The 24,355-nt window shown below is 33.0% G+C and carries 22 protein-coding genes, 1 tRNA gene and 1 pseudogene; 7 read left to right on the top strand and 17 right to left on the bottom strand.

Annotated elements, in window-relative coordinates; all coding sequences use genetic code 11:
- Positions 1-72 precede the first annotated feature (72 nt).
- Entirely contained in the window at positions 73-459 is a 387-nt protein-coding gene (locus BOW55_RS12590) for a hypothetical protein (protein WP_129024407.1), read from the bottom strand.
- A 71-nt stretch (positions 460-530) separates the two neighbouring features.
- Positions 531-1,364 (bottom strand): AraC family transcriptional regulator, encoded by an 834-nt coding sequence (locus tag BOW55_RS12585; protein WP_129024406.1) that lies wholly within the window; start codon positions 1,362-1,364, stop codon positions 531-533.
- Positions 1,365-1,466: 102 nt separating this feature from the next.
- Between BOW55_RS12585 and BOW55_RS12580 the strand changes: the two genes are divergently transcribed.
- The 4 genes from BOW55_RS12580 (at position 1,467) to BOW55_RS12565 (ending at position 9,890) form a co-directional block, all read left to right on the top strand.
- Positions 1,467-2,633: an MFS transporter gene (locus BOW55_RS12580; protein WP_129024405.1), complete on the top strand. Its 1,167-nt coding sequence runs from the start codon at positions 1,467-1,469 to the stop codon at positions 2,631-2,633.
- Positions 2,634-3,246: 613 nt separating this feature from the next.
- A complete protein-coding gene (locus BOW55_RS12575) occupies positions 3,247-6,477 on the top strand; it encodes a TonB-dependent receptor (protein ID WP_129024404.1) in 3,231 nt (1,076 codons plus the stop codon).
- Positions 6,478-6,494: 17 nt separating this feature from the next.
- Positions 6,495-8,288: a RagB/SusD family nutrient uptake outer membrane protein gene (locus BOW55_RS12570; RefSeq protein WP_129024403.1), complete on the top strand. Its 1,794-nt coding sequence runs from the start codon at positions 6,495-6,497 to the stop codon at positions 8,286-8,288.
- Between the two features lie 27 nt (positions 8,289-8,315).
- Positions 8,316-9,890, top strand: a complete 1,575-nt coding sequence (locus BOW55_RS12565; protein ID WP_129024402.1) for a DUF5123 domain-containing protein — start codon at positions 8,316-8,318, stop codon at positions 9,888-9,890.
- Positions 9,891-9,983: 93 nt separating this feature from the next.
- On the opposite strand, the gene BOW55_RS12560 is transcribed toward BOW55_RS12565, so the two are convergent.
- The 5 genes from BOW55_RS12560 to BOW55_RS12540 form a co-directional block, all read right to left on the bottom strand.
- A complete protein-coding gene (locus BOW55_RS12560) occupies positions 9,984-10,556 on the bottom strand; it encodes a pentapeptide repeat-containing protein (RefSeq protein ID WP_129024401.1) in 573 nt (190 codons plus the stop codon).
- Between the two features lie 33 nt (positions 10,557-10,589).
- Positions 10,590-10,790 carry a hypothetical protein gene (locus BOW55_RS12555; RefSeq protein WP_164975030.1) on the bottom strand — a complete coding sequence of 67 codons (201 nt, stop codon included), beginning with the start codon at positions 10,788-10,790 and terminating at the stop codon, positions 10,590-10,592.
- A 71-nt stretch (positions 10,791-10,861) separates the two neighbouring features.
- Entirely contained in the window at positions 10,862-11,782 is a 921-nt protein-coding gene (locus tag BOW55_RS12550) for an AraC family transcriptional regulator (RefSeq protein ID WP_129024400.1), read from the bottom strand.
- A 2-nt stretch (positions 11,783-11,784) separates the two neighbouring features.
- Positions 11,785-12,348 carry a DUF6642 family protein gene (locus BOW55_RS12545; protein WP_089054118.1) on the bottom strand — a complete coding sequence of 188 codons (564 nt, stop codon included), beginning with the start codon at positions 12,346-12,348 and terminating at the stop codon, positions 11,785-11,787.
- A gap of 200 nt (positions 12,349-12,548) precedes the next feature.
- Positions 12,549-13,007: an Lrp/AsnC family transcriptional regulator gene (locus BOW55_RS12540; protein ID WP_129024399.1), complete on the bottom strand. Its 459-nt coding sequence runs from the start codon at positions 13,005-13,007 to the stop codon at positions 12,549-12,551.
- A gap of 163 nt (positions 13,008-13,170) precedes the next feature.
- Between BOW55_RS12540 and BOW55_RS12535 the strand changes: the two genes are divergently transcribed.
- Entirely contained in the window at positions 13,171-14,079 is a 909-nt protein-coding gene (locus BOW55_RS12535; protein ID WP_129024398.1) for a DMT family transporter, read from the top strand.
- 61 nt (positions 14,080-14,140) lie between these two features.
- Here the strand turns inward: BOW55_RS12535 and BOW55_RS12530 are convergent, their stop codons facing one another.
- From BOW55_RS12530 to BOW55_RS12510, 5 genes are all read right to left on the bottom strand, one after another.
- Positions 14,141-14,467 carry a multidrug efflux SMR transporter gene (locus BOW55_RS12530; RefSeq protein ID WP_089058376.1) on the bottom strand — a complete coding sequence of 109 codons (327 nt, stop codon included), beginning with the start codon at positions 14,465-14,467 and terminating at the stop codon, positions 14,141-14,143.
- Positions 14,468-14,534: 67 nt separating this feature from the next.
- Positions 14,535-15,098 (bottom strand): Crp/Fnr family transcriptional regulator, encoded by a 564-nt coding sequence (locus BOW55_RS12525; RefSeq protein WP_129024397.1) that lies wholly within the window; start codon positions 15,096-15,098, stop codon positions 14,535-14,537.
- 146 nt (positions 15,099-15,244) lie between these two features.
- A complete protein-coding gene (locus BOW55_RS12520) occupies positions 15,245-16,714 on the bottom strand; it encodes a glycoside hydrolase family 130 protein (RefSeq protein WP_129024396.1) in 1,470 nt (489 codons plus the stop codon).
- Between the two features lie 359 nt (positions 16,715-17,073).
- Positions 17,074-17,331: a hypothetical protein gene (locus BOW55_RS12515; RefSeq protein WP_089054124.1), complete on the bottom strand. Its 258-nt coding sequence runs from the start codon at positions 17,329-17,331 to the stop codon at positions 17,074-17,076.
- A gap of 135 nt (positions 17,332-17,466) precedes the next feature.
- Positions 17,467-17,540 (bottom strand) — tRNA-Met (locus BOW55_RS12510).
- A 150-nt stretch (positions 17,541-17,690) separates the two neighbouring features.
- On the opposite strand from BOW55_RS12510, the gene BOW55_RS12505 reads away from it, so the two are divergent.
- Positions 17,691-18,083 (top strand): START-like domain-containing protein, encoded by a 393-nt coding sequence (locus BOW55_RS12505; protein WP_026984135.1) that lies wholly within the window; start codon positions 17,691-17,693, stop codon positions 18,081-18,083.
- A 54-nt stretch (positions 18,084-18,137) separates the two neighbouring features.
- A complete protein-coding gene (locus BOW55_RS12500) occupies positions 18,138-18,974 on the top strand; it encodes an aminotransferase class IV (protein ID WP_129024395.1) in 837 nt (278 codons plus the stop codon).
- Here the strand turns inward: BOW55_RS12500 and BOW55_RS12495 are convergent.
- The 5 genes and pseudogenes from BOW55_RS12495 to BOW55_RS12475 form a co-directional block, all read right to left on the bottom strand.
- Entirely contained in the window at positions 18,971-19,531 is a 561-nt protein-coding gene (locus BOW55_RS12495; RefSeq protein ID WP_089058371.1) for a YqgE/AlgH family protein, read from the bottom strand. The two genes, BOW55_RS12500 and BOW55_RS12495, sit on opposite strands and share 4 nt — an antisense overlap.
- Before the next feature lie 128 nt (positions 19,532-19,659).
- Positions 19,660-19,933 (bottom strand): annotated as a pseudogene (locus BOW55_RS12490) (HU family DNA-binding protein).
- Between the two features lie 180 nt (positions 19,934-20,113).
- The gene (gene fmt, locus BOW55_RS12485) at positions 20,114-21,061 is read right to left on the bottom strand and encodes a methionyl-tRNA formyltransferase (RefSeq protein WP_129024394.1); all 948 of its coding nucleotides are present in this window, start codon (positions 21,059-21,061) and stop codon (positions 20,114-20,116) included.
- Complete coding sequence (locus tag BOW55_RS12480) at positions 21,061-22,956, bottom strand: ATP-dependent DNA helicase RecQ (RefSeq protein ID WP_129024393.1); 1,896 nt, start codon at positions 22,954-22,956, stop codon at positions 21,061-21,063. Before BOW55_RS12480 ends, fmt begins: the two co-directional genes overlap by 1 nt.
- A 64-nt stretch (positions 22,957-23,020) precedes the next feature.
- Positions 23,021-23,554: an AAA family ATPase gene (locus BOW55_RS12475; protein ID WP_089054129.1), complete on the bottom strand. Its 534-nt coding sequence runs from the start codon at positions 23,552-23,554 to the stop codon at positions 23,021-23,023.
- Positions 23,555-24,355 lie beyond the last annotated feature (801 nt).

Genomic DNA, 24,355 nt, shown 5'->3' with positions numbered 1-24,355 from the left:
TTTGCGTCTTTTATATGAAAAACCATAGATTGGAGGTTGGTTTAGACCCAATTATGGCTGTCGCAAATACAATTATTTTATTTTGGGCAGGAGCCAAATAGAAGTAAAACCATCTGAAATAGCAGCGGTTTTGTGAAACGAGATTGATTTCTCGGTAGAGAAATTAAACAAATTAGTATCAAATTCAAATTCATTCAAAGCGATCAAACTAAACGATAAAGCAGTTGGTGTGCATCCAGAGTGATCACATTTTCCGTTACAGCCATGCTGATCTTTTTTAGGACTTTGATCTTTTTTACAGCACTCTTTCTTGCAAGTATCAAGGTCTTCCTTTTTTGAAGAAGTGCTTTTTTCATGTGAAGTTTTTTCAGAAGAGCGTCCACAAGCATAACTCTCAGCCGATATCAAAAAGACACTAAGAGTTAAGAATAGATATAATATGTGGATTTTTTTCGTCAATTACAACTGTTTTAGAAGTACAAATTTAAAGAAATTTTTTAAGAGCACCTATATATTTAAGATTTTGAATGTTACGTTTTTTTAAAATCACTAGGATTCATGTTTTTTCTCTTTTTGAAATAATTAGATAAATGACTTTCATCTGTAAAACCAAATTCGTAGGCAATTTGTTTAATAGGTAATTGATTGTTGTGAATTCTTTTTTCTATTAAAGTAGTTCTCAGATTATGAATATAATCTCTGTAACTGATAGAAAAAGTTCTTTTAAAATAGGCGCTGAAATAGGTTTGCGCTATGTTAAAGTGATCTGCTATGACTTTAATTTGAACAAGTTTTGGCTGGTAAATATTTTGATGTATATAAGTTGCAATTTGTTCATTGTCGATATGAGCCGATTTCATTTGCAAGTTCATTCCCCTGATTGTTTCTTTAATCAAACCAAATATGGAAAGAATTTGATAAAAGACAATAGGCGAAGTAGTAACATCTATTTTGCAGTTGTAAGCCGTAATGTTTTCGACTGTATTTTTTAGAATCGTTTTACAAGGATCATCTAGTTTTAAAACAGTTTCTTTTAAAAGTTTATCCCGCATAAAATCTTCTGGCGTATGTAGAAGTAAATCATCACAAAAAAGATTTTTATTAGAGTTAAAATAGTTATCAGTAAACTTGATATATACAAATCGAGTTGTTTTTTTTATGTCAAAGTAATGCTTGTCTTCTGGCGAAATTACAAATAAATCACCTGATTTATAGGGAAGTAAGTTGTTGTTCAAATGATGAACTCCGTTTCCTTTTTTAATGTAAATGATTTCGTAATAGGTATGTGTGTGCGGAGGCAGGTGAAATTTGTCATCTTCAAATTCATCAATAACCAAAGTTTTGAATTGATTTAATTTTGGCATAACTTAAATTTACAAGTTTATATCACAAATGTACAATTTTCGTTAAGACGCATAGTGTTAAATTTGCGGTATAGAAAATCTATTCCTTTCTTATAAAAACAAATGAAAAAAAGTCTTATTGCGCTCTCATTTGGAGGCTTAACTATTGGTATTACAGAATTTGTAATGATGGGTCTGCTTCCAGATATTGCTTCAAATATGAAAGTGTCGATTCCAGTTGCTGGATATCTTATTTCGGCATATGCACTTGGTGTTGTTATTGGAGCACCTTTATTAGTAATCCTTGGAAGAAACTTTCCGCCCAAAAAAATGCTCCTAATTTTAGCATTAATGTTAACTGTTTTTAATGCCTTGTCAATTATTGCTCCAACCTATAACTTTTTGTTTGCTTCGCGATTTTTGTCTGGTTTACCGCACGGTGCCTTTTTTGGTGTTGGTGCTGTAGTAGCAAGTCGTTTGGCGGATAAAGGAAAAGAAGCTCAAGCAATTGCTATTATGTTTTCGGGTTTAACTTTGGCTAATTTAATTGGAGTTCCAATAGGAACTTATATAGGACATCACTTTTTATGGCGTTATACTTTTGTATTGATTGCAATTGTTGGACTGCTCACTTTTCTATTCATTTATTCATGGATGCCGAGTTTAGAAAAAGGAGAGACGGTTAATATGAAAAAGCAATTGGAGTTTTTCAAGAAAACTGAAGCTTGGCTGATTATTGGAATAACAGCAATTGGTTTTGGAGGATTGTTTGCTTGGATTAGTTACATCGCTCCCTTGTTGATTAATGTTTCTAAATTCTCTGAAGGTGATGTTTCGTCTATTTTAATTTTGGCTGGACTTGGAATGGTAGTTGGAAATTTTGCAGGCGGTAAACTGGCTGATAAATTTTCACCCGCACCAACCACATTGGCTTTACTGTTTATTATGTCAATCGATTTGATTTTGGTTTACTTTTTCTCTTCAAATCAATATGTGTCTTTGTTTTTGACATTTTTAACTGGATGTATTTCTTTTTCGGTAATAGCGCCAATTCAAATGCTTATGATACGAACTGCCAAAGGTGCTGAGATGATTGCTTCTGCTGCGCTTCAGGGAAGTTTTAATATCGGGAATGCTTTAGGAGCGTTTTTAGGCGGACTGCCTTTAACAGCTGGTTATAGTTATGCTTCACCAAATTTAATAGGAGTGGCAATGTCTGTTATAGGAATGCTTATAACGATTACTTTAATAAGAGCACATAGGAACAACTTGAGACTTCAAAGGATCTAATTATTTCCTGTTTTTTAATTCTATTTAAGCCCTTAGATATTTTCTAAGGGTTTTTTTATGGCTTTATGTTATTTGTGTTGAGGTCGAAAAGTGTTTAATGTTTTAAAAGTTTGTCTCGAGTATTTGCTGTTATCTTTTTGTAAAGAAAAACTTTGTAAAAAAAGAAGAGCGATATAAAGTTCGGTTTTGTGCTTTCTGCTTTTTAAATGTTAAAAACACACTTAAAAATATCTTAAATTGTAAACATGTAATCGATTGTTTTTTTGGAAAATCGCAAGGAATTTCAAAATTATAATAATATATTTAATATTTATACATCAATTAAATTACACATATTGTAGAAAAAGTCGATTTTATTTTGCTTATATAATTTTTATTATGAAATTTTTATGAATTTTAATTTTTTGTATAAAAAAATATCTATGTTTGTGCAATCGATTACAATTTTTTCAAGCTGTTAAAAATACTTTGGTTTTTAATAGCAATAAAATGGATAAAACCTCTGATTTTATTGAAAGAAAAAGAAAAAACGTTTGCAAAAGCTGTAATTGTAAATTAAAAAGAAACCACAAAAAACCACTTTTAAAACAATTAATAACTTAAACAATCAACCATGAATTTTAATGATTTATTAAACAAAGGAACAAATCGTTGCTTTGCTGTTGTTTTCTTATTGTGCTTACTGATGGGCAATCGAGCGCATGCTCAGACTGTGACATTAGAAGGAACTGTTAAGGATGCGGCAGGACTTTCTCTGCCGGGAGTTAATGTTCTTGAAAAAGGGACAAAGAATGGAACTTCGACAGATTTTGATGGACACTACAAGATTAAATTAACAAATCCGAAAGCAGTTTTGAGTTTTTCTTTCATTGGGTTTGTAACGAAAGAAGTTTCGGCAGCAGGTAAGACTAAGGTAGATGTATCCTTAGTTGAAGATGCTAATAATTTAAATGAAGTTGTTGTGATAGGTTATGGTACTGCAAAAAAATCTGATTTAACAGGTGCAGTTGCTTCAATTTCAGGAAATGAATTGAAAAAAGTACCCGTTTCTAATATTGCAGAAGCTTTAACAGGACGAATTGCTGGGGTTCAGGTTGTTTCAACCGAAGGTTCTCCAGATGCAGATATTAAAATTAGAGTGCGTGGAGGCGGATCTTTAACACAAGATGCTTCGCCTTTAATAATTGTTGACGGTTTTCCTGTAAATAGCATGAGCGATATTGCGGCTTCAAATGTTGAGTCGATGACGGTATTGAAAGATGCTTCTTCTACAGCAATTTATGGATCTAGAGGAGCAAATGGTGTTATTATCGTAACTACTAAAACGGGTAAAGACGGAAAAATGGCAGTTAGTTATAATATGTTTTATGGTATGAAAACAATGGCTAATGACATTGATGTACTGCCTACAGAAGATTTTGTAAAATGGCAGTATGAATATGCTTTATTAAGTCAAACAGATAAAACTATTTTAAGTAATCCAACATCTTACACTAAGTATTTTGGAAACTGGCAAGATCGTGATTTGTATAACGGAGTAAAAGGAACAGACTGGCAAAAGCAAATTTATGGTCGTCGCGGTGAAGTAAATAGTCGTGATTTAGGAATTCGCGGAGGTACTGAAAAATTGAGTTATAATTTTAACTACGCTTATTACGATGAGAAAGCAATTATGGTTGGTTCTGATTATAAAAGAAACAACTTATCGCTAGCATTAAAGAATAAAGCAAGTGATAAAATCGATCTTGGTTTTACAGTACGTTATTCTGATACAAAAATAAATGGAGGAGGAGCTAATGAACAAAATGAAGTTTCATCTCTTGACAGCCGTTTGCGTCATAGTGTTGGGTATTCGCCAATTCCAATGCCGGGATTAACAACAGATAATGATGATCAAAGTGTTAACAGTTATTTAGTGAATCCATTTTTAGCGATCTCAGATAATAACCGTCAACAGTTTAGAAAAAACTATAATTTATTAGGAAGCTTTGGTTGGAAGCTTGCTCAAAACCTAAAATTTCAAAGTGATTTAGGATTAGACAATTTTAATAATACAGATTATCGTTTTTACGGTTCTTCTACTTATTTTTCAAGTACTGCTAAAGTTGGGGCAGGAAAACCTGGAATGGTGATGAGCGATCGTAAAGATGTTCGTTTTAGAAATGCGAATACATTAAACTATGATTTTAAAAATATCTTAGGAGCAAACCACCATTTGACAGCGCTTTTAGGAGAAGAAATGATTACTACTACTTCAAATACTGTAACTACAACAATTTTAAATTATCCTAAATTCTTTAATTTAGATCAAGCAAAAAAATTAACAACTCAAGGAACTCCTTTTTCAGTTGATAATTTTTATAGCCCTGATGATAAGTTACTTTCATTTTTTGGACGTTTAAATTATGATTATAAAGATCGTTATTTATTGACTGCTTCTTTCCGTGCAGATGGTTCTAGCCGATTTTTAAACAGCAACCGTTGGGGTTATTTCCCAGCAGCGGCAGCAGCTTGGAAAATTTCTGAAGAAGATTTCTTAAAAAATGCTTCTTGGTTAAGTCTTCTTAAATTAAGACTGAGTTATGGTGAAGCAGGAAATAACAATATTCCTGTAGGGCAAACAGTTCAAAGTTATCAATCTAACACAAACTCTTATATAAATGGTTTTGATAGCTATTGGGCGCCATCAAGTGTTTTGGCAAATCCAGATTTGAAATGGGAAACTACTGTTACACAAAATATTGGTCTTGATTTTGGATTTTTCAAGAATCGCCTAAACGGTACTTTCGATGTGTATAAAAATGTAACTAAAGATCTATTAATTGAGTTTCCAGTAGGAGGTACAGGCTATAAAACGCAGTACAGAAATATGGGTGAAACACAAAATACAGGTTTTGAAGCTACAGTAAACTTTATAGCAATTGAAAAGAAAAATTATGGCTTAAACTTTTCTGTAAACGTTGGAGTTAACAAAAATAGAATTAACTCTCTTGGAGTAATGGATAATTTTGGAGTAAATACTAACTGGGCATCAACAGATATAGGTAATGATTATGCTGTAAATGTAGGTTCGCCAATGGGATTAATGTATGGTTATCAAAGTGCTGGACGTTACGAAGTTTCAGATTTTGATTATGTTGGAGGAAAATACACTTTAAAATCAGGTGTTGCTGATGCAACTAGTGTTCTTGGTGCTTTACAACCAGGAATGATGAAGTTAAAAAATACTGATGGTTCTGCTGATAATAAAGTTACAGCATCAGATCAAACTATTATTGGTAATTCTAATCCAAAAAGTACAGGAGGTTTAGTTATTAATGCAAATGCTTATGGTTTTGATCTTACTGCTGCTTTCAACTGGACAATTGGAAATGATATTTATAACGCTAATAAAGCTGAGTTTTCTACATCAAACAGAAACGGGCAATATAAAAACTTAAGCACTGAAATGGCTGATGGTGTAAGATGGACAAACTTAGATCCAGCTTCAGGACAATTGGTTACAGATCCTGCACAATTAGAAGCGCTTAATGCTAATACAACAATGTGGTCTCCTTATATGCAGAAATTTATGTTTACGGATTGGGCGGTAGAGGATGGTTCTTTCTTTAGATTGAATACGTTGACTTTAGGATACAGCACTCCAGAATCGTTCACATCTAAACTTGGAGTGAGTAAATTAAGATTTTATTTTACAGCAACAAATGTTTTTATAATTACAAATTATTCTGGTCCAGATCCTGAGGTGTCAACAAAAAGAAAAACACCACTAACACCGGGAGTTGATTATTCAGCATACCCGAGAAGCAGACAATTGGTTTTTGGTTTAAACCTTAATTTCTAATTTTAAAATTTATCAAAATGAAACATAAAATAATAATAGCAGGTTTAATTGTCTCAGGTTTATTGACGTCTTGTCAGGATTCTGCCGATGATTTTTTTGATACTCCTGCACAGTCAACATTAGATGAGCAGCTTATTTTTTCTACACCAGGATTGGCACAAGGAGCAGTTGATGGAATAAAAGTATCGTTTGGAGAAGAGCAGTCTTATAGAGGAAGACTTTTGGCTTATCAAGGATTAAATACAGATAGTGAGTGGCTTTTGGCATCTTCAAGTGATAATGCTAAATCTGATTTAGTAGTTTATGACGCTAAGGCTGATAATACAGAAATGAATTCGCCAAAAAATGCTTGGGCAATGATGTATGAAGGAATTGAGCGTGCCAATTTATGTATCAGAGGAATTCGTGCCTATGGTAATCCTTCTACAAATGCTGAAATGGGGCAGTTGTTGGGCGAAGCATTAACATTACGTGCTATTTACTATGCAGATTTAGTTAGAAACTGGGGAGATGTTCCTGTACGTTTCGAACCTGTTTCTACTAATACTATTTATATTCCAAAAACGGGGCGTGATGAAATTTATAAGCAATTGATCGCTGATTTAGGAGAAGCTTCAACTTTGGTAGCTTGGCCTAATGCGACTTCTGCAACCGCTAGTACAGAGCGTGTAAATAAAGCTTTTGTAAAAGGATTTAGAGCTAGATTAGCTATGATGGCAAGCGGTTATCAGCAATATCCTGACGGAGTAAGAAGAAGTAATGATCCAGAACTTTCAGTAGCTGCAATGTACAAGTTAGCACTAGAGGAATGTCGTTCAGTTATTACAAGTGGAACTGCACGTTTAGAACCAACTTTTGAGGGACTGTGGAGAAAATACAATCAAGAAAATACAACTGCTGGTGGAGAATCTCTTTGGGAAATTCCTTTTGCTGATTCTAGAGGAAGAATGCTGTTTACTTTTGCGGTTAGACACGACGCTGTTGATCAATTTCAAGCTATGGGAGCCAATAAAGGAGGAGTTAACGGACCATTGCCATTTGTTTTTTATGACTATGATCAAGCTGATACTAGAAGAGATGTAACTTGTGTTCCTTATAAATGGGGCGCTGCCGTAAATGGTAAATCAAAACAAGAACTTACAGATTTACAGACTTGGTATTTTGGTAAATATCGTTTTGAATGGATGAAACGTATTGCCAGCGCGCCAAATGACGATGGTGTAAACAAAATTTATATGCGTTATGCAGAAGTGCTTTTAATTGCGGCTGAAGCGGCTAACGAGTTAGAAGGAGCAGGATCTGCTGCCGTTTACCTAAAAGAAATTCGCCGCAGAGCATTTGCTCCAGCAAATCAAGCTGTAAAAGTAGATGCTTATGTAGATCAATTGACAAGTAAAGATGCGATGATGAATGCTATTATTGAGGAAAATAAATTAGAATTTACAGGAGAATTAGAACGTAAATATGCATTGATCCGTTGGAATTTACTAAAAACAAAATTAGACGAAGCTAAAGTTAAAATGGCAGATCTAAAAGCACGTACTGGTAAATATCAAGATGTGCCTAAAACATTGTATTACAAATATCAAGATGACGGATTTACATTAGATATTTACGGTTTAAATCGTGGCGAAACTCAAGCCCCAGTAGGTTATACTTCAAAAAGCTGGGATAAGCTGGAGGATAATAAAATAACCACTTTATACAAAGCCGGAGTAAATCCAGATAAAAGACAATTTTGGCCAATCTGGCAGACATTTATTGATGGAAGTAATGGGAAATTAGTAAATGACTGGGTTTTTGGAAACTAATAATAATTAATTGATAGTAATATAATTATGAAAGCAAAATATATATTTAAGGGCTTGCTGACTGTGTTTTTATTAGCAGTACTAAGCGCCGGCTGCGAAAGTTACAATGAAGCAGTCTTACAAGACATCGGGGCAGATAGAGCATTTTCTCCGGTAGCACTTACAGCAACAATTAGAAATCAAACTACAGTCGAATTGAACTGGACTGTTAAAGAGGATGCAGATCATTATGTAGTGGAATTTAGTGCAGATGATATCAACTTCACTACAATTTATAAAACCGTAAATGTAGCGCCAAAAGAATTGCCGGTTCAAGTTGCATTAGAAGGAGAAACAGTTTATTCTATTAGAGTGAAAGCTGTAAGTTCAGCAGGAGTGGCAGATTCTAAATGGACAGTTACAAGTGCGACAACATTAACCGAGCAAATTTTATTTCCAGTTGCTGACGCTGATATTGAAGCAAAAGAAGTGACTTTAAGATGGACGCCTAATAGTTCAGTTACACAAATTTCTGTTATGCCGGGCAATATTACACATGCTATTACGCCGGCAGAAAAAGCAGCTGGAGTTGCTAAAGTAACAGGTTTAACAGGTGAAACTAATTATACAGCAACTTTATTAAATGGAACAAAGAAAAGAGGCGTTAGAACCTTTACTACTGGAATTGATATTGGAACTGGAATCTTAGTGAAACCAGAAGACGATTTAAATGCGAAAATAACCGAAGCGGCTTCTGGAGCAATTCTAGTTTTAATGCCAGGAGATTACAACGTGTATAAAGGAGATATAATTGTGAATAAATCAATTACCATAAGAGGATTACGCCCTGCTGATAAACCAAAGCTGCATGTTAAATTCACATTAAACTCTGGAACAGCTGATTTTTCATTAATTGATTTAGAGTTAGATGGAGCAGGAGTAGGTGATTTCAGCTTTATTACGATCAATACAGCGTCTGCAATATATGAAGATATCTTAATCAGCGGTTGTTATGTTCATGATTACCTAAGAGCTTTAGTTTACGGAAGTGTTAACGCTGCAAAAGTAGCTTCGTTTACAGTAGAAAATAGTGTAATTAAAAACGTAAGTACTAACCAGCAAGCTGAAACAATAGATTTTAGAAATACATATGTGGCAAGTGTAGTGGTTAAAAACAGCACATTTGACTCTTGTTCAATCGGACGTGAATTTATTCGTATCGATAACGCAGGATTAACAGGTACAGGTTTAACATCAAATGTATTAATCGACAGCAGTACTTTGTATAATGTTTCAAGTAACGTAGCATCAAAAAGAATTTTATATCTTCGATTTGGAGCTAATACCTCTACGGTGAAAAATACAATAATTGCAGGAACAACAGCAATTTATTCAAACCAAAACGGAACAGGAACGCCTACAACTCCGCCAACATTTGTATCAAATAACTACTTTAATGCTAGTTTGTTGTATACAGTAGGAGCGGCAGCAATAACGGTTGATAAATCTGCAACATACACAACGTTAGACCCACAATTTACAAGTGCGGCAACAGGGAATTTTACAGTTAAGAATCAAACATTAATTGATAATAAAATAGGAGATCCACGTTGGAGACCTTAGTTTGTATTTAAGTTTTAGTTAGAAAAGGGATGCAATTTTATTTTGCATCCCTTTTTTTATTTAGACAATGGTATTTTCATAAAGGACGAAAAATTATTCAATTTCCAAATCAAATTTTTCTAATAATCCAGCAAGCGCAGCGTGCGAAACTTTAGTTTTTTTGATCTTATTTTCAGATGGATCAAAAGCATAATTCTTAGACGTTCTAAAATCAGTTTTTTCTAAAATACAATCCTGAAAAGTGGCATTGGATAGATCACAATTTTTAAAAAGAGACAAAGACAAATCGGTATTCGAGAAATCGACATCTTTTATAGAGCAGTCAACAAAATTAGTTTTCTTTAGTTTTTTGTAAATGAAAGTCGAATAATCTAAAAGACAATCTTGAAAATTCATTGAAAACAAAAAGCTGTTGCTGGCGCTAAAATCTAATCCCATTAATTTGCAGCCAATGAAATTGATGTTTTTTAATCCCGTATTTTTAAGAATCGCCAGCGAAAGATTACAGTTTTTAAAAGTAGAATCTAGAAAATCATTATGACTTAAATCGCTTTTAGAAAAGTTGCAATTGACAAACTCGCAGTTTACAAATTCAGTATTCGATAAACTTTGATCAGAGTAATCCACAGTGTCAAAAGTTCGGTTTTGGTATAATTTAGATTCCATAAAATATGTGAAGGCGTTATAAATATTTAAGTTTTATTCTAATTCAATACAGTCAAAAACAGCATTATTAAGAATCAAATTAGGAATGTCGAGTTCGCTGTCAATTCTCAAAATATTATCACAGTCTTCCAAATCAAAATTCCATAAAGTATCAGGCAGCAATTCGTGAAGCAATGCAGAAGCCGACTCAAATTTTGAAGTGCTGTCTACAGAAGTTTTAAATACATAAATCATAATTTGCATTTTTTGAAGAGGCAAATTTCTGAAAAAAGCAATCGTGTTTAATAGGATTCAATAATCAATAATTAGGACTTATCAATCATTTTTCGGTATTGAATAGGAGTAATTCTTTCATGTTTTTTAAAGAAACGACTAAAGTACGATTGGTCTTCGTGACCTACTTGTATAGCGATTTCACTTACAGAAAGTGTCGTTTGAAAAAGCAGATATTTAGCCTCAAGCAATATGGTTTCATCAATCCATTTGGCAGCAGATTTGCCTGTAACAGTTTTTACCGATTTGTTTAAATGGTTTGGAGTAACATTTAGCAGAGATGCATAATAATGAACCAAATGCTGTGTCTTAATGTTTTGATGAATTAGTTCCTTGAACTTATTTGTAATAACCTCAGCAGCCGAAATGTTTTTGGAAACTTTAATTGAATTTTTGTTCATTTCATGAAACAAAGCAATTAAATACGATTGCACAATATTTAAATTTGCAGTTGTCGTTTCAGAATATTCTTTTTGAAGTCGGTTTAAAATGGTTACTACATCAGGCACATCCTCTGGAGTCAAAGTAACTTTAGGGTTGCCGGAAATTTTCAAAAAATCAAAATCATTCAGCATTTCCCGATTACCATATTTTCCAATTAAAATATCAGGATGAAATTGACAGATATAGCCATTATGCGCATTGTTGATGTTTTTTATTGAAAACACTTGACCTGCAGGAACAACAATAATTTCATTAGAAACCGTTTGGTACTCTTCGTATCCCGACTTCATAATATGTGAACCTGAGCTTACAAAAATTAAAGTATGACAGCTGTGTTTGGAAGGAGGAACAGGATACCGCAAACGCATCATTTCTTCCATTTTTAAACAGAAAAAATGATCCGAGTTTGATCTGAAAAGAACATGCATCGGATTGTCCTCGCCTAAAAATTTCTCTCTAAATCCCTTTGCTTCGTATGTTTTTACATTTTCATCTGCCTTTGTTTTCATACTTAATAATACAATCTAAAATCTAGTAATTTGCAAAGTGCATAGTGTTTTTGGTATAAATCTTCGACCACTTCGGTAAGATCGTCGTTTTCTTGATATAAACTGAAAAAAGCCTTGTCAATAGTACTGCAGCTGGCAATTTTATTATAAGAAGAACCATAGCCCGAAATGGCACGAGCACCAGTAATATCAAGAAAATACTGCGCTTCATCATCATTAAGATCTAATCTTTTTTTATTGGCAAAATGAATAATTTTTCCTTTCATTTTTCCTTCAAAAAGTTCTGCTATTTCTTCTAAACTGTAGTAATAATCATGAAGACAGATATTATTTTCCTGACCAGGCATTACCAGATAAATAATTTCATAATCCTTAAAATTATGATCATCATACAGTAATGTATTTAGGCTTTCTTCTAGACTTTCTATCGTATCACAGGTTTTGTATATGCTGGCAATACCTTGGTCAAAAGCAATTTCTTCAAGATTTTTGACCACATCAGTAGCTGTAATGTTATCTACATCCTGAACGCCTTCTAGGCAGAAAATAAATTTTTCATTATCCATACTAATGTTTTTTTTGCTTCTAAAAAGGGCAATAATGTTTTAGACAAATATATTTTTTTATGAAGAAAAATTCTTCTCCACAGTCTATTTTAACTCATTTTTTAGAGTATTGTAAGGTTTTTATTAAGAGCGTAAAGCAAGCTGTACGGTGCTGTGTTCAAGACAAAGCAAAATTTTTAAGCAAATAGGATTTTCTTAGATTAAAAATGCAAATTTGTTGATTGCTTTATATAATTCATCACAAACGAACTCTGAACTTTACTGATGTTCGGAATTACCGAAAGTTTTCGAATAAAATCGTTAAAAGCTTCAGGATCTTTTACAACCACTTTTAAAACATAATCAAAAATTCCTCCAGTAATATATCCTTCAACCACTTCTTCAAGAGCAGCCACCTGTTTAGTAAATTCTTCTACAAGTTCAAGACGCTGACTATTTAGTGAAACATTTATAATTACGGTAAAATTCAATCCTACTTTTTTCGGATCAATTATCGCAACATAATCCTTTATATAGCCTTCGGTCTCCAGTTTTTTTATTCGGTCATAAACAGAAGTTCTCGACATGTTTAATTTCTCAGTTAGATCCGTAATGTCAAATTTTGCATTTTTTTGAAGGATTCTCAATAACTCAATTTCTTGTTTGTTTAATTCTTGCATCGGATTTTTTCCAGTTAGATAATAAAAAATATTCTAATTTAGAACAAAAAATGATTAATATGCGTTTTTTAAGAATAAAATACATATTTATTTTGTTAATATAGATTATTGTTCGCTGTTGTATACTTTTGTTTGGACAAAAAATAGATTTTTAGTTGAAATAATGAATAAATATATACTCGTTGTAGCATTGGGAGCATTAAGTTTTGGAATGCTTTCATCATTTGCTAAAATTGCCTACGGACAAGGTTATACCGCAGGAGAAGTTACATTGACTCAGGCTTTAATGGGAACTTTGATTTTGTGGACAATAGTACTTTTTAAAAGTATAAAGAACAGAAAAAAAATTACCCCAAATTGGAAATTACTCTTGGCAGGAACTTCAATGGGAACCTCGACTTATACTTATTATCTTTATGTAGCTTATATTCCAGCTTCATTGGCAATTGTTTTACTAATGCAGATCACTTGGCTTAGCATTGCCGTTGAGTGGATCTTTTTTAAGAAAAAACCAAATGCTGTTGAGGTTTGGTGTGCCGTTTTTGTAATCTTAGGAACTGTTTTAGCTGGTAATCTTTTAGATCTAGGGAATTCTAATATTTCAATTATTGGTGTTTTACTAAGTTTATTGTCAGCATTACTTTATACGCTTTACATTGTTTTTACCAGCAAAATAGGAAAAGAGACGCCAATGTTCGAAAAAAGCGCTTTAATGACAAGCGGGTCGGCAATGATAATCTTTTTAATTAACTGCGAAGCGATTGTTACAAGTACGCATTTAGATTTTGGGTTGCTGCAATGGGGAACATTTTTAGCCATTTTTGGAACGGTGATTCCGCCAATTTGTTTTTCTGTGGGAATGCCAAAAATTGGAGCCGGTTTAAGTTCTGTCTTACTGACGTTAGAATTGCCTGCCGCCGTTTTTTGTGCGCATATTATTTTAGGAGAAAAAGTTAGTTTTTTGCAGATAATAGGTATAGCCGTGATGCTTGGATCTATAGTTTATCTTAATGTAGCAAAAGTTAAAAAAGCAAAAGCAATTCGAAAACAAACGGCAAACAGCTTAGTCTAACAATTAAGTTTTAAATAGAAAAAGCTGTAAGCAGTTCTTAAAAATGTTGGGGAACATTTTATTAATGTGATAATGATTTCAATCCAATAATTGACCCAATAAGAGTAGTGATAAAGAAAAGTCGCCAGAAGTTAGCAGGATCTTTAAAAACTAAAATCCCAACCAAAACAGTTCCTACCGCACCAATACCAGTCCATACTGCATAAGCCGTGCCTATTGGTAACGTTTGCGTTGCTTTTATCAAAAGTGCCATACTGATTGTAAGAGAAATCAAGAAACCAGTATACCATAAATACATTTCATTTCCAGTTGATTCTTTAGCTTTTCCTAAACAGGTAGCAAAAGCAACTTCAAATAATCCCGCAATAATTAAAACAATCCAATTCATATCTTTTTTTGTGCAAAGATTAGAAAAGGAAGTCAGAGAGATTTTAACAAATGTTAAAAAATAAAAGTTATTTAATTTCAGCGCGAATTCTGCTCAAGCTGACTTGTGAAATGCCAAGATAAGAAGCAATATAGCCTAATTGCACACGTTGAATTAATTGCGGATTATTTTGCAAAAGCTCCAAATACCGTTCAGTTGCGCTTCGAAATTGGTGTGATATAAGACGTTCTTCTGTTTTTACAAGTTCTTTTTCCGCAAATTTTCTGCCCCAGTTCGCAATATGAATGTCGATTTCAAAAAGCTTTTGCAGTTTATTTGATTTCAATTCGTATAGTTCACAATCTTCTAACAGCTCAACATCTTCATATCCCTTTTGATAAACAACGTAGCTTTTCATAGATAAAATAGTGTCGCCCTCTTTACCAAACCAAAATGTTACTTCATTGTCATTCTGATTGGAATATGCTCTTGCAATTCCCTTTTTGATAAAATAAATAGTAGTCTCGATTTTGTCAGCTCTCAATAAAATATGTCCTTTAGAATAACTTTTTTCTTCAATACAATCTTGAAGAAACCGTTTTGAAGTTTCTGGTATAGGAAGAATGTTATCCAGAATTTGGTCTAATTTCATTGAGCTTTATTTTAAAATTTAAAAGATGAAGTTTGTAGTTTTGTTGTAACGCAGGTCAAAATAAAGAAAAACTTTTTTAAGATTATTTTCTTCCAAATTATATTTTTAGATTTATTTCTAATTCTATGCGATTTCTGTTTCTGAAATTATTGTTTACTTTTCTTTAAAGCAGTCAATAATTCAACAAGATCAACAACCGCATAAGTAGAAGAGTAGTCAGAAACAGCATAAGGTAATATAAGGCTGTTGTTGTGAATAATGGCACCGCACGAGTATACAACATTTGGCACATATCCTTCTCTTTCGTCTTCAAGCGGAGAAAGCAACGGTTCTGCAAGCCTTCCAATTTCTTTAGACGGATCATCAAGATCAAACAACGAAGCGCCAATACAGTAACGTCTCATTGTGCCAACACCGTGAGTAATAATAAGCCATCCCTCCTCAGTCCAAAGAGGAGAACCGCAATTTCCTATTTGTGTAAATTCCCAAGTGTAACGCGGCTCCTGAAGAAGTATAGTTTTGTTCCATTGTGTTACTCTGTCAGAATACATAATGTAGTTATTTACGCCGTCTATTCTGGCAAGCATTGCAAATTTTCCTTTTATTTTTCGAGGAAATAAAGCAAGATTTTTGTTTTGAGCACCTTCGCCATTCAAAGGCATTACTCTAAAACTATAAAAATCTTCAGTAGAAATAAGTTTAGGTAAAATTGTATGACCATTATAAGCCGTATAAGTCGCCATAATGCGTACAGAATCGTCGTCGTCAATAAAACGAACAAAACGAGCGTCTTCGATTCCGCGGCTTTCAGAGTCAGAAATCGGAAATATAACACGCTCTGTAATATCAGAATCGTGTTTGAAAAGCAGATCATAAAATGAATTAGCAAGCCAAAGTATTTCTTCAAGTGCCGTTCTTCTTTCTTCTCGAATAGATGGATCGCCTAAAGCAGTATTCAGCATATTTTTTAAAATAGCAAACTCAAATTCATCTGGTAAATCCTGCATAATCTGAACAATGTATTTGTCTTTAGTATGCATTTCATACAACTTAGTCAAGAAACGTTCTTTGTTGAATAAAGTTTTGTGTTCAATTTCAGCTTTGTCAATGTTGTGACCAATTTTCATAATCTGCAAATTGTTGTGCTTATCCAGAATTCCTCTTCTAAAAACAATTGAAGATATATGACCTTCGCCCGTTGCGCGAAAAGATATGATAACACGTTTTTCGCCTGCCTCCAACCCAGATTGATCAAAATCTTCGACAATAGAAGGGTTGAAGATAGCTGCTGACTCGATCGCATATTCCATTGTGCAATACGAACCAATAAGCATTTTTCGATCCAGAGACATTCCGTCGTAGTCAATTTGCATTGCTTCGATTATTGGACTTATTTTTTCGCAATGTTTGATAAAAATAGAAGAGATGTTTCGATGACGTCTTGCAAATTCACGAAGTGTTTGTTCCAGAGTCTCTAGAACCTGCTTTTCGTTAAGTGTCATTATTCGAGCAACCATTTGCTGCGTTCGCTCTTCGCCATTCATAAAATAGCGGGCAACAACTCTTTTTGAATCGGGGATGAATTTTATGTTTTTTCGGACTACAGATACTCGCATAGATTTATTCTTTTTTAATTAAAATAAAATAACTGCATGTGGCAGACCGCAAATCCTGTTAACAGATGCTTGAATTTAGGGGTAAAATGATGGAAAATGGCCTGCTTAAAATAAGATTAAAACTAGTGTAGTTTTAAATTTTACAACAAGTTAATGATTTTGTAAAAGAAAAGAGCTTAAATTTTTATTAAAAATGATGCTTTTTATTTTTGCAACTAATAAAAGAGTTAAGTGTAATTGTTTGAATGTGAGTATTGTGTGACTGTAAAAGAAGAGGAGGGTTTTGGTTTAAAATATAAAAGGGTTAAAGAAGAAGAACTTCTTTAACCCTCAAATTATTTAAATCTAAAAGGAGTTGATTATTTTTCCTGCTCTAAATTATCAACGGCAGAAATTTGGTCAAGTATATTCGTTTGGTTAGGCGAAATGTAGTTTTTTACCTCGCTTACGGCTTCTTTCTTAAAAAGAAGATCTAATGCATTGTATAGTTTTAATAAAACATCTTTGTCTTCTTTTTCAATTTCTAAAGCAGTATTGAAATTAAAAACATAATTATTCGAATTGCGTACTTCTACCTTTATCGTTTTTGATGTGATTTTAAATTTTACTATATCCATGATTTTTAATGAATTACTTAGTTTTCAAAAAGCTGTTTTTAGCGATAATTATAAAATGTAAGTTACAAATTTTGCCATAAATAATCACTGTAAATAAAAAAAAGACATCACTTTTAAGTGATGCCTTTTTACCTGTAGCGAGGACGGGAGTTGAACCCGTGACCTCAGGGTTATGAATCCTGCGCTCTAACCAACTGAGCTACCTCGCCTGGACTGCTATCATGAATTCCTGATTGCGGGTGCAAAGATAGAAATAATATTAAAGCGTACAAGCATAAAATGAAGAAAAAAAAATATTTTTAAAAATGCATTGTTTTTGAACATATATTCTTATATTTCGAAAAAATTAAAAGTAGCACATGGATCCAAAAATACGTTACGAGATCGAGTTCCCGATCAATTCTTCGCCGCAATTATTGTATCAATATATATCAACGCCGTCAGGTTTATCAGAATGGTTTGCTGATAATGTTAATTCAAGAGGTGAGTTTTTCACTTTTATTTGGAATGATTCGCAGGAAAAAGCGCGATTAGCTTCAAAAAAAACCGGTGAAAAAGTAAAATTTAAATGGGTTGATGAAAGCAGTAAGGATACTGAGTACTTTTTTGAACTGCATATTTTAGTTGATGAATTGACTAAAGATGTATCATTAATGGTAGTTGATTTCGCTGAAAAAGAAGAAGTAGGAGAAGCTAAACAATTGTGGGAGAATCAAATCTCAGATTTGAAACATCTTATAGGATCTGTTTAGTAAAAGTCTATTTTATGCCTTATATTTGCCCTGAACAAAATTCAGGGTTTTTTTATGATCAATTTTAACGGAAACATAGCACTAGAAGAAAATATCTTAACGCAAAATCGTGCTTTTTTATATGGAGACGGCGTTTTTGAAACGGTAAAAATAATCAATAATAAAATCTTGTTTCTTGAAGATCACTATTTTAGATTAATGGCCTCAATGCGAGTGGTGAGAATGGAAATTCCAATGAACTTTACAATGGAATATTTCGAAGAGCAAATTTTAAATCTGCTTAAAGAAAAGAACATTTCTGGATCTGCAAGAGCTCGAATTACCGTTTTTAGAAAAGATGGCGGTCTGTATCTTCCAAAAAGTAATGAAGTTTCTTTTTTGATTCACGCAGTTGCACTCGAAAGCACTTTATATGCTTTAAATACCGCTGAATATGAAGTTGATTTGTATAAAGACTTCTATGTAACAAAGCAGTTATTATCGTCGATTAAAACGACTAATAAAATGATTAATGTTACGGGAAGTATTTTTGCACATGAAAATGGACTGGCAAATTGTATATTGCTAAATGATGCTAAAAATGTTGTTGAAGCTTTGCAAGGAAATTTGTTTATGCTTGTAGGTAAAAAACTTATTACGCCTCCAGTTTCTGAAGGTTGTTTAAATGGAATTATGCGTAAGCAGATTTTAGCTTTAGCTAAAAAAGTTGAGGGCATAGAAATAACTGAGGAAATAATCTCTCCATTTGATCTTCAAAAAGCAGATGAATTATTTCTCACAAATGTAATCACGGGAATACAACCGATAACTAAATATCGAAAAAAAGAGTTTACAAGTAATTTGGCTTACTTATTAGTGCAAAAACTAAATGAATCCATATCTGAAAATTAATTCAGATATGGGTTTTCAGGTGCATTTGACCAAATGAGATAATCGCCGCCAAGCTCAATAATTTGTTCTTTCCAAAAGTGAGTGGTCGACTTTCCAATAATTTTATTTTTGTAATTATTATCAGCAATAATCCAGGAGTTTCCCTGCATTTCATTCTCAAGCTGATTTTCGTCCCAACCAGTATAGCCTAAGAAAAAACGGATATTGTTCTTGTTGATTGATCCGTTATTTATTAAGTCTTTGGTCGATTCAAAATCACCTCCCCAGTATATTCCATTAGAAATCTCGACACTATTCGGGATTAACTCAGGAATATTGTGAATGAAGTACAAATTGTCTTGCTCAACTGGGCCTCCATTATATATTTTGAAGGTCGCATCAATTTCTGGGATAAGATCATTAATTGTGTATTTTAACGGTTTATTAATGATAAATCCTATTGATCCTTCTTTGTTATGGTCTGCTAATAAAATTACCGATCTGTTAAAAGATAAATCTCCAATTATTGAAGGCTCGGCAATAAGCAGGTGTCCTTTTTTTAATTTTTCTGAAATCATACGGCTACAATTTTTATTAAATTTACTCATAAAAAAATTAAAATCACAAATAAAATCGTTAAACCGCATAAAAAAACCCTCCACGAGGAGGGTTTTAATTATATTATTTAGATTAGAGAACTTTCTTATTAGTTCACTGCTCCTTCTAATTCAGCACCAGCTTTAAATTTTACTACATTTTTTTGCAGCAATTTTGATAGTTTTTCCTGTTTGAGGGTTTCTACCGTCTCTAGCAGCTCTCGCAGATACTGACCAAGATCCAAAACCTACTAATGAAATTCTTCCGCCTTTTTTCAAAGTAGATCCTACATTTCCTAAAAATGACTCTAAAGCTAATTTAGCCGCAGCTTTTGTAATTCCTGCATCAGCAGCGATAGCATCGATTAATTCTGATTTGTTCATAATAATTAGTTATTAATTGTTGGTTAAAAAAAATTGTTAATACACAAATTTAGTAGGAAATCCGTTGCGTGCAAGTGTTTTCTTTAATTTTAGCAACAATTGTTGATAACTTGCTTTTTTTGTTCATAAAGGGTGTTGTTTATCGATCAAAAACAGGTACAAACCCCTGTTTTACTGATGTTAATAGACCTTTGCACTATCAGAAAAAGTTATTCCGTTTAATAATTCTGCTACTTGCATTCGCTTTTTTCCGGGTAATTGTAAACTCAAAAGCTGAATGAATCCTTCTTTAATTGCAATTTTGATTTCTTTTTTGCTGCTGATTAAACTTCCAATTTCATAAGAATGTGCTTCTACAGCTAGTTTAGCTTCATATATTTTGATGCTTAATTCTTCATTTTTATCCTTCAAAAAACACCACGCAGCAGGATAAGGACTTAATCCTCGAATTAAATTATTGATCTCAGCTCCAGATTTCGTCCAGTCAATTTTACAATTCTCTTTATTTAGCTTATATGCCGTTTTGATTTCGTCATTGTCTTCCTGAATTGTTGTGGTAACATTTCCGTTTTCAATAACTTTTAAAGTGTCAATTACAGTTTGGCTTCCCAGTAACATTAATCGATCGTGCAATTGTCCTGCATTTTCTTCTGGCTCAATGGCGATTTCCGAATTTAAAATCATTGCTCCAGTATCAATCTTGTCATCGATAAAGAAAGTTGTAACTCCAGTTTTGGTTTCTCCATTAATAATTGCCCAGTTAATAGGTGCTGCACCTCTATAATTTGGAAGTAAAGAAGCATGAAGATTAAAAGTTCCTAAACTTGGCATTTCCCAAACCACTTTTGGCAGCATTCTAAAGGCAACTACTATTTGTAAATTAGCATTTAAGGCTTTTAATTCGGCTAAAAAACTTTCATCTTTTAAATTAGTTGGCTGTAATAAAGTAAGATTGTTTGCCAATGCATATTCTTTTACCGCCGAATATTTTATTTTTTGTCCGCGACCGGCCGGTTTATCTGCAGCTGTGATAACGCCCACAACGTCGTAATTGTTTTTTATAATAGTATCCAGAATGCCAACAGCAAATTCTGGCGTTCCCATAAATATAATTCGTAATTTTTCCATTATGATTTTAAAGTGTATTTATTGTTCGCTAATATAACGATATGATTGTTTTCTAATAATTCTTGAAGAACAAGTATTATATCTGATGCATCTAGTTTTATTTGATTTTGAATTTCTCTTGAAGTCAAAGATGCCGTTTTTAATAAAGACAAGATTTTGTCAGCAATAGAATCGGCCTCCGTGATTTTTCCTTTTTGCGTAATGCAATAGGAGCAAACTCCGCAATTCGAATTAGTTTCTTCTCCAAAATAATCCAAAACCAATCTGTTTTTGCAGGTTTTGCTTTCCTTTATATAATACAGAACAGATGAAAGCTGTTCTTGTTTAAGCTGATTCTGTTTTTCCAGATACTTTGAAACCCTATTTATAGTCAAATCATCTTCGCGAACTTCATTGAATAATATAGTAGCATCATTATTTTTAGATTTATATTCAATAATCTCTTTCTCTCTCAATTTTTCTAAAAGAGAAGTAACCTGTTCTTCAGTATGATTTGATTTTTTGGCAATCAGCGAAAGATTAATCGGTGTTTTCATTTCATGAACTCCCGGATAAGTTCTTAAAATGGCCAAAATAATTTCTTCATCTTTCTGATTCAAACTTGTGTATCGAATAACTTCTTTAGATTCAATTAAAAACTGCATTGTAACCTTCTCTGAAAATTCCTGAGACATTGTAATGATTCCTTGTTGATTTAAAAACTGTAAAGCATTATATGTTTTTAAAGTAGGGAAGTCGTATTTGTTGCAAAAGTGATTCAGTTTAAAAGAGAAAGTATCGTCTAAGCCTTCGCCGTAAGCTATTTGAAAATAGTTGCACAGCTTGACATACATTGTTTTTAAGAATTTTTTGTCAGGCAGAATACTTAAAAACTGTTGTTCAGTTTGGTTCGCATCTGAATTATTGTATAATAAAACCGAAAAGGCTTTTTCGCCATTTCGTCCCGCTCTTCCAGATTCCTGATAATAGTTTTCTAGATTTTCAGGCAATTGTGTATGAATGACCGTTTTTACATTGTCTTTGTCAATTCCCATTCCAAACGCATTTGTGGCAACAATAACCTGTGCTTGTTCCGACATCCACAACTGCATATTTTTATCTTTTTCTTTTGTCGAAAGACCGCCGTGATAATAAGTAGCTCTAAAACCCAGCGATTGTAATTGTGTTGAGATATTTAAACACGATTTTCTATTTCGTACATATATAATAGAAGGCTGTGGGTTTTTCTTTAAAATTTGCTCAACTCGATACAGTTTATCTTCAACTTCAAAAACCATGTATGCGATATTCTTTCTTTCGAAAGACTGTTGAAATAGTTTAGTGTCTTTTAATCCTAATTCAGTTTTAATATCTTCAACAACTCTTGGTGTAGCAGTTGCAGTCAGAGCTAAAAAAGGAATTTTAGGAAAGTGTTTTTTGAGTTCAGAAATTTTTAAATAAGCCGGTCTAAAATCATGCCCCCATTGCGAAACACAATGCGCTTCATCAATGGCAATAAAACTTATAGGAAGATTTTTGATACGTTCTAATATCCAGTCTGATTGTAAACGCTCCGGCGAAAGATAAAGAAATTTGTAATTTCCGAACTGGCAATTGTCCAGAAGGTCGATAATTTCTTCCGTATGAATTCCACCAGTAAGAGCAATTGCTTTAATTTCTCTTTTTTGAAGATTCGCTACTTGGTCTTTCATCAAAGCAATCAATGGTGAAATAACCAAGCAGATTCCTTCGCGCATCATAGTTGGAACCTGAAAACAAATTGATTTTCCGCCTCCAGTTGGCAGCAGTGCAAAAGTATCATGACCTTCTAAAACCGAATCAATAATTTCTTTTTGCAGCGGTCTGAAACTTTCGTGTTTCCAGTATTTTAAAAGAATATCTTGTGCTTCCTGCATGGCCAAAGTGTTAAAGTTAAAAATTTAGAAATCAGTTTCTAGTTTTGCAACTTTAAACCCGCCGCTAAATTTTATCTAATATATAAAGAATTCTGTTTTCAACCGTATCTTTAGGAACTTCAATTAAATCATATCCGTATTTTTTATACGTTTCGATTAAGTGGTTCTGAATTGTTAGTGCCTGTTCAAAATTCTCATAACGCTCAGTGTCGCTCTGATAAATTTCTTCCCAAGGCGGTAAAATAAAAGTTTTAGAATATTTATAATCTTCGCAAGCTTTTGCAAAATGTTCAGGGTACTCATCACCAATATAGTCCATGTAGGCTGTAACATCAGGAATTCCGCGATCAATAAAAACTACAGTATCAGGCTCCTTTTTTGCATTTTCGTATTGTTTAACACGTCCTTCCAAGAGCATTTCGCTGAATAATAAAGGCTGTTCTAAGAACAATTGTTCGATACCTCTTTTTTGAGCTTCGAGTGTAACTTCTCTAGAAATTTCGGGGTAACAGCAATAGCCGCGAGCGACTAATTCGTTTATAAGTGTAGATTTTCCTGTACCAGGACCTCCAATAAGGACTATAATTTGTTTTTGCACTATTCTAAAAATAAAGCGCAAATTTACCTAAACTTATTCGTAATTAAAAAGAATATTTACGCGAAGCGAAAGATTTGGCATTTTTGGAGATATGGGTTCCTGCTGTTCGCTTCAATCTTTTGCTTTTTAAAGGAAAAAGCAAAAGGATTTCCACTTCCATCAGGGCTGGATAGAAGAAATGGTTTTGTTTTTGGAATTCTAAAAAAAAAATATAAAAGGAGAAAGTCCCAGCGGGACGAAATATTTATAGCAAAATTGTAGATTACAGGCATAAAGCTCCAGTGGAGCGACATGTCTTTTAACAGTTTATATGTCGCTCCGCTGGAGCTTTTGATAGGGGAGAAATTGAATTTGCTATAAATATCCTGCTCCGCTGGAGCAATTTTTATAGGAATTGCCGTTGGTTTTAAGCAAAGAGGTTAAATGATTTTTAGATTTACGGCTTTTGGCTAAATTTATATTTGTTACTTGCTTTTTTTGAATATCATTTTTAAATCAGTATGCAAGTAAATACTGATAATTGCTAAAATAGGAATAGCAATAAAAAATTTGCCATCTGAAATTATACCGAATATGCTAAATAATATTAAAGCTAAACAAAATGGATATGTAAATAAGCGGGTGAATATTTTACTACTGCTTCATTCATTTTCTAATTTTTCTTCTGTTTCTAAGTCAAGTATTCGGCTTCTGCGTTGTTTTACTAATTGATTATTTTTTGCTTTAATATTTATTAAATGATAAAAATCTATTAATTGGTCTTTTTTATTATATAAATAAATTTTACGACTAAGTAAATAA

The sequence above is a fragment of the Flavobacterium sp. YO12 genome, from assembly GCF_004119495.1.
Taxonomy (GTDB): Bacteria; Bacteroidota; Bacteroidia; order Flavobacteriales; family Flavobacteriaceae; genus Flavobacterium.
This window is presented reverse-complemented; position numbering and strand designations above follow the sequence as displayed.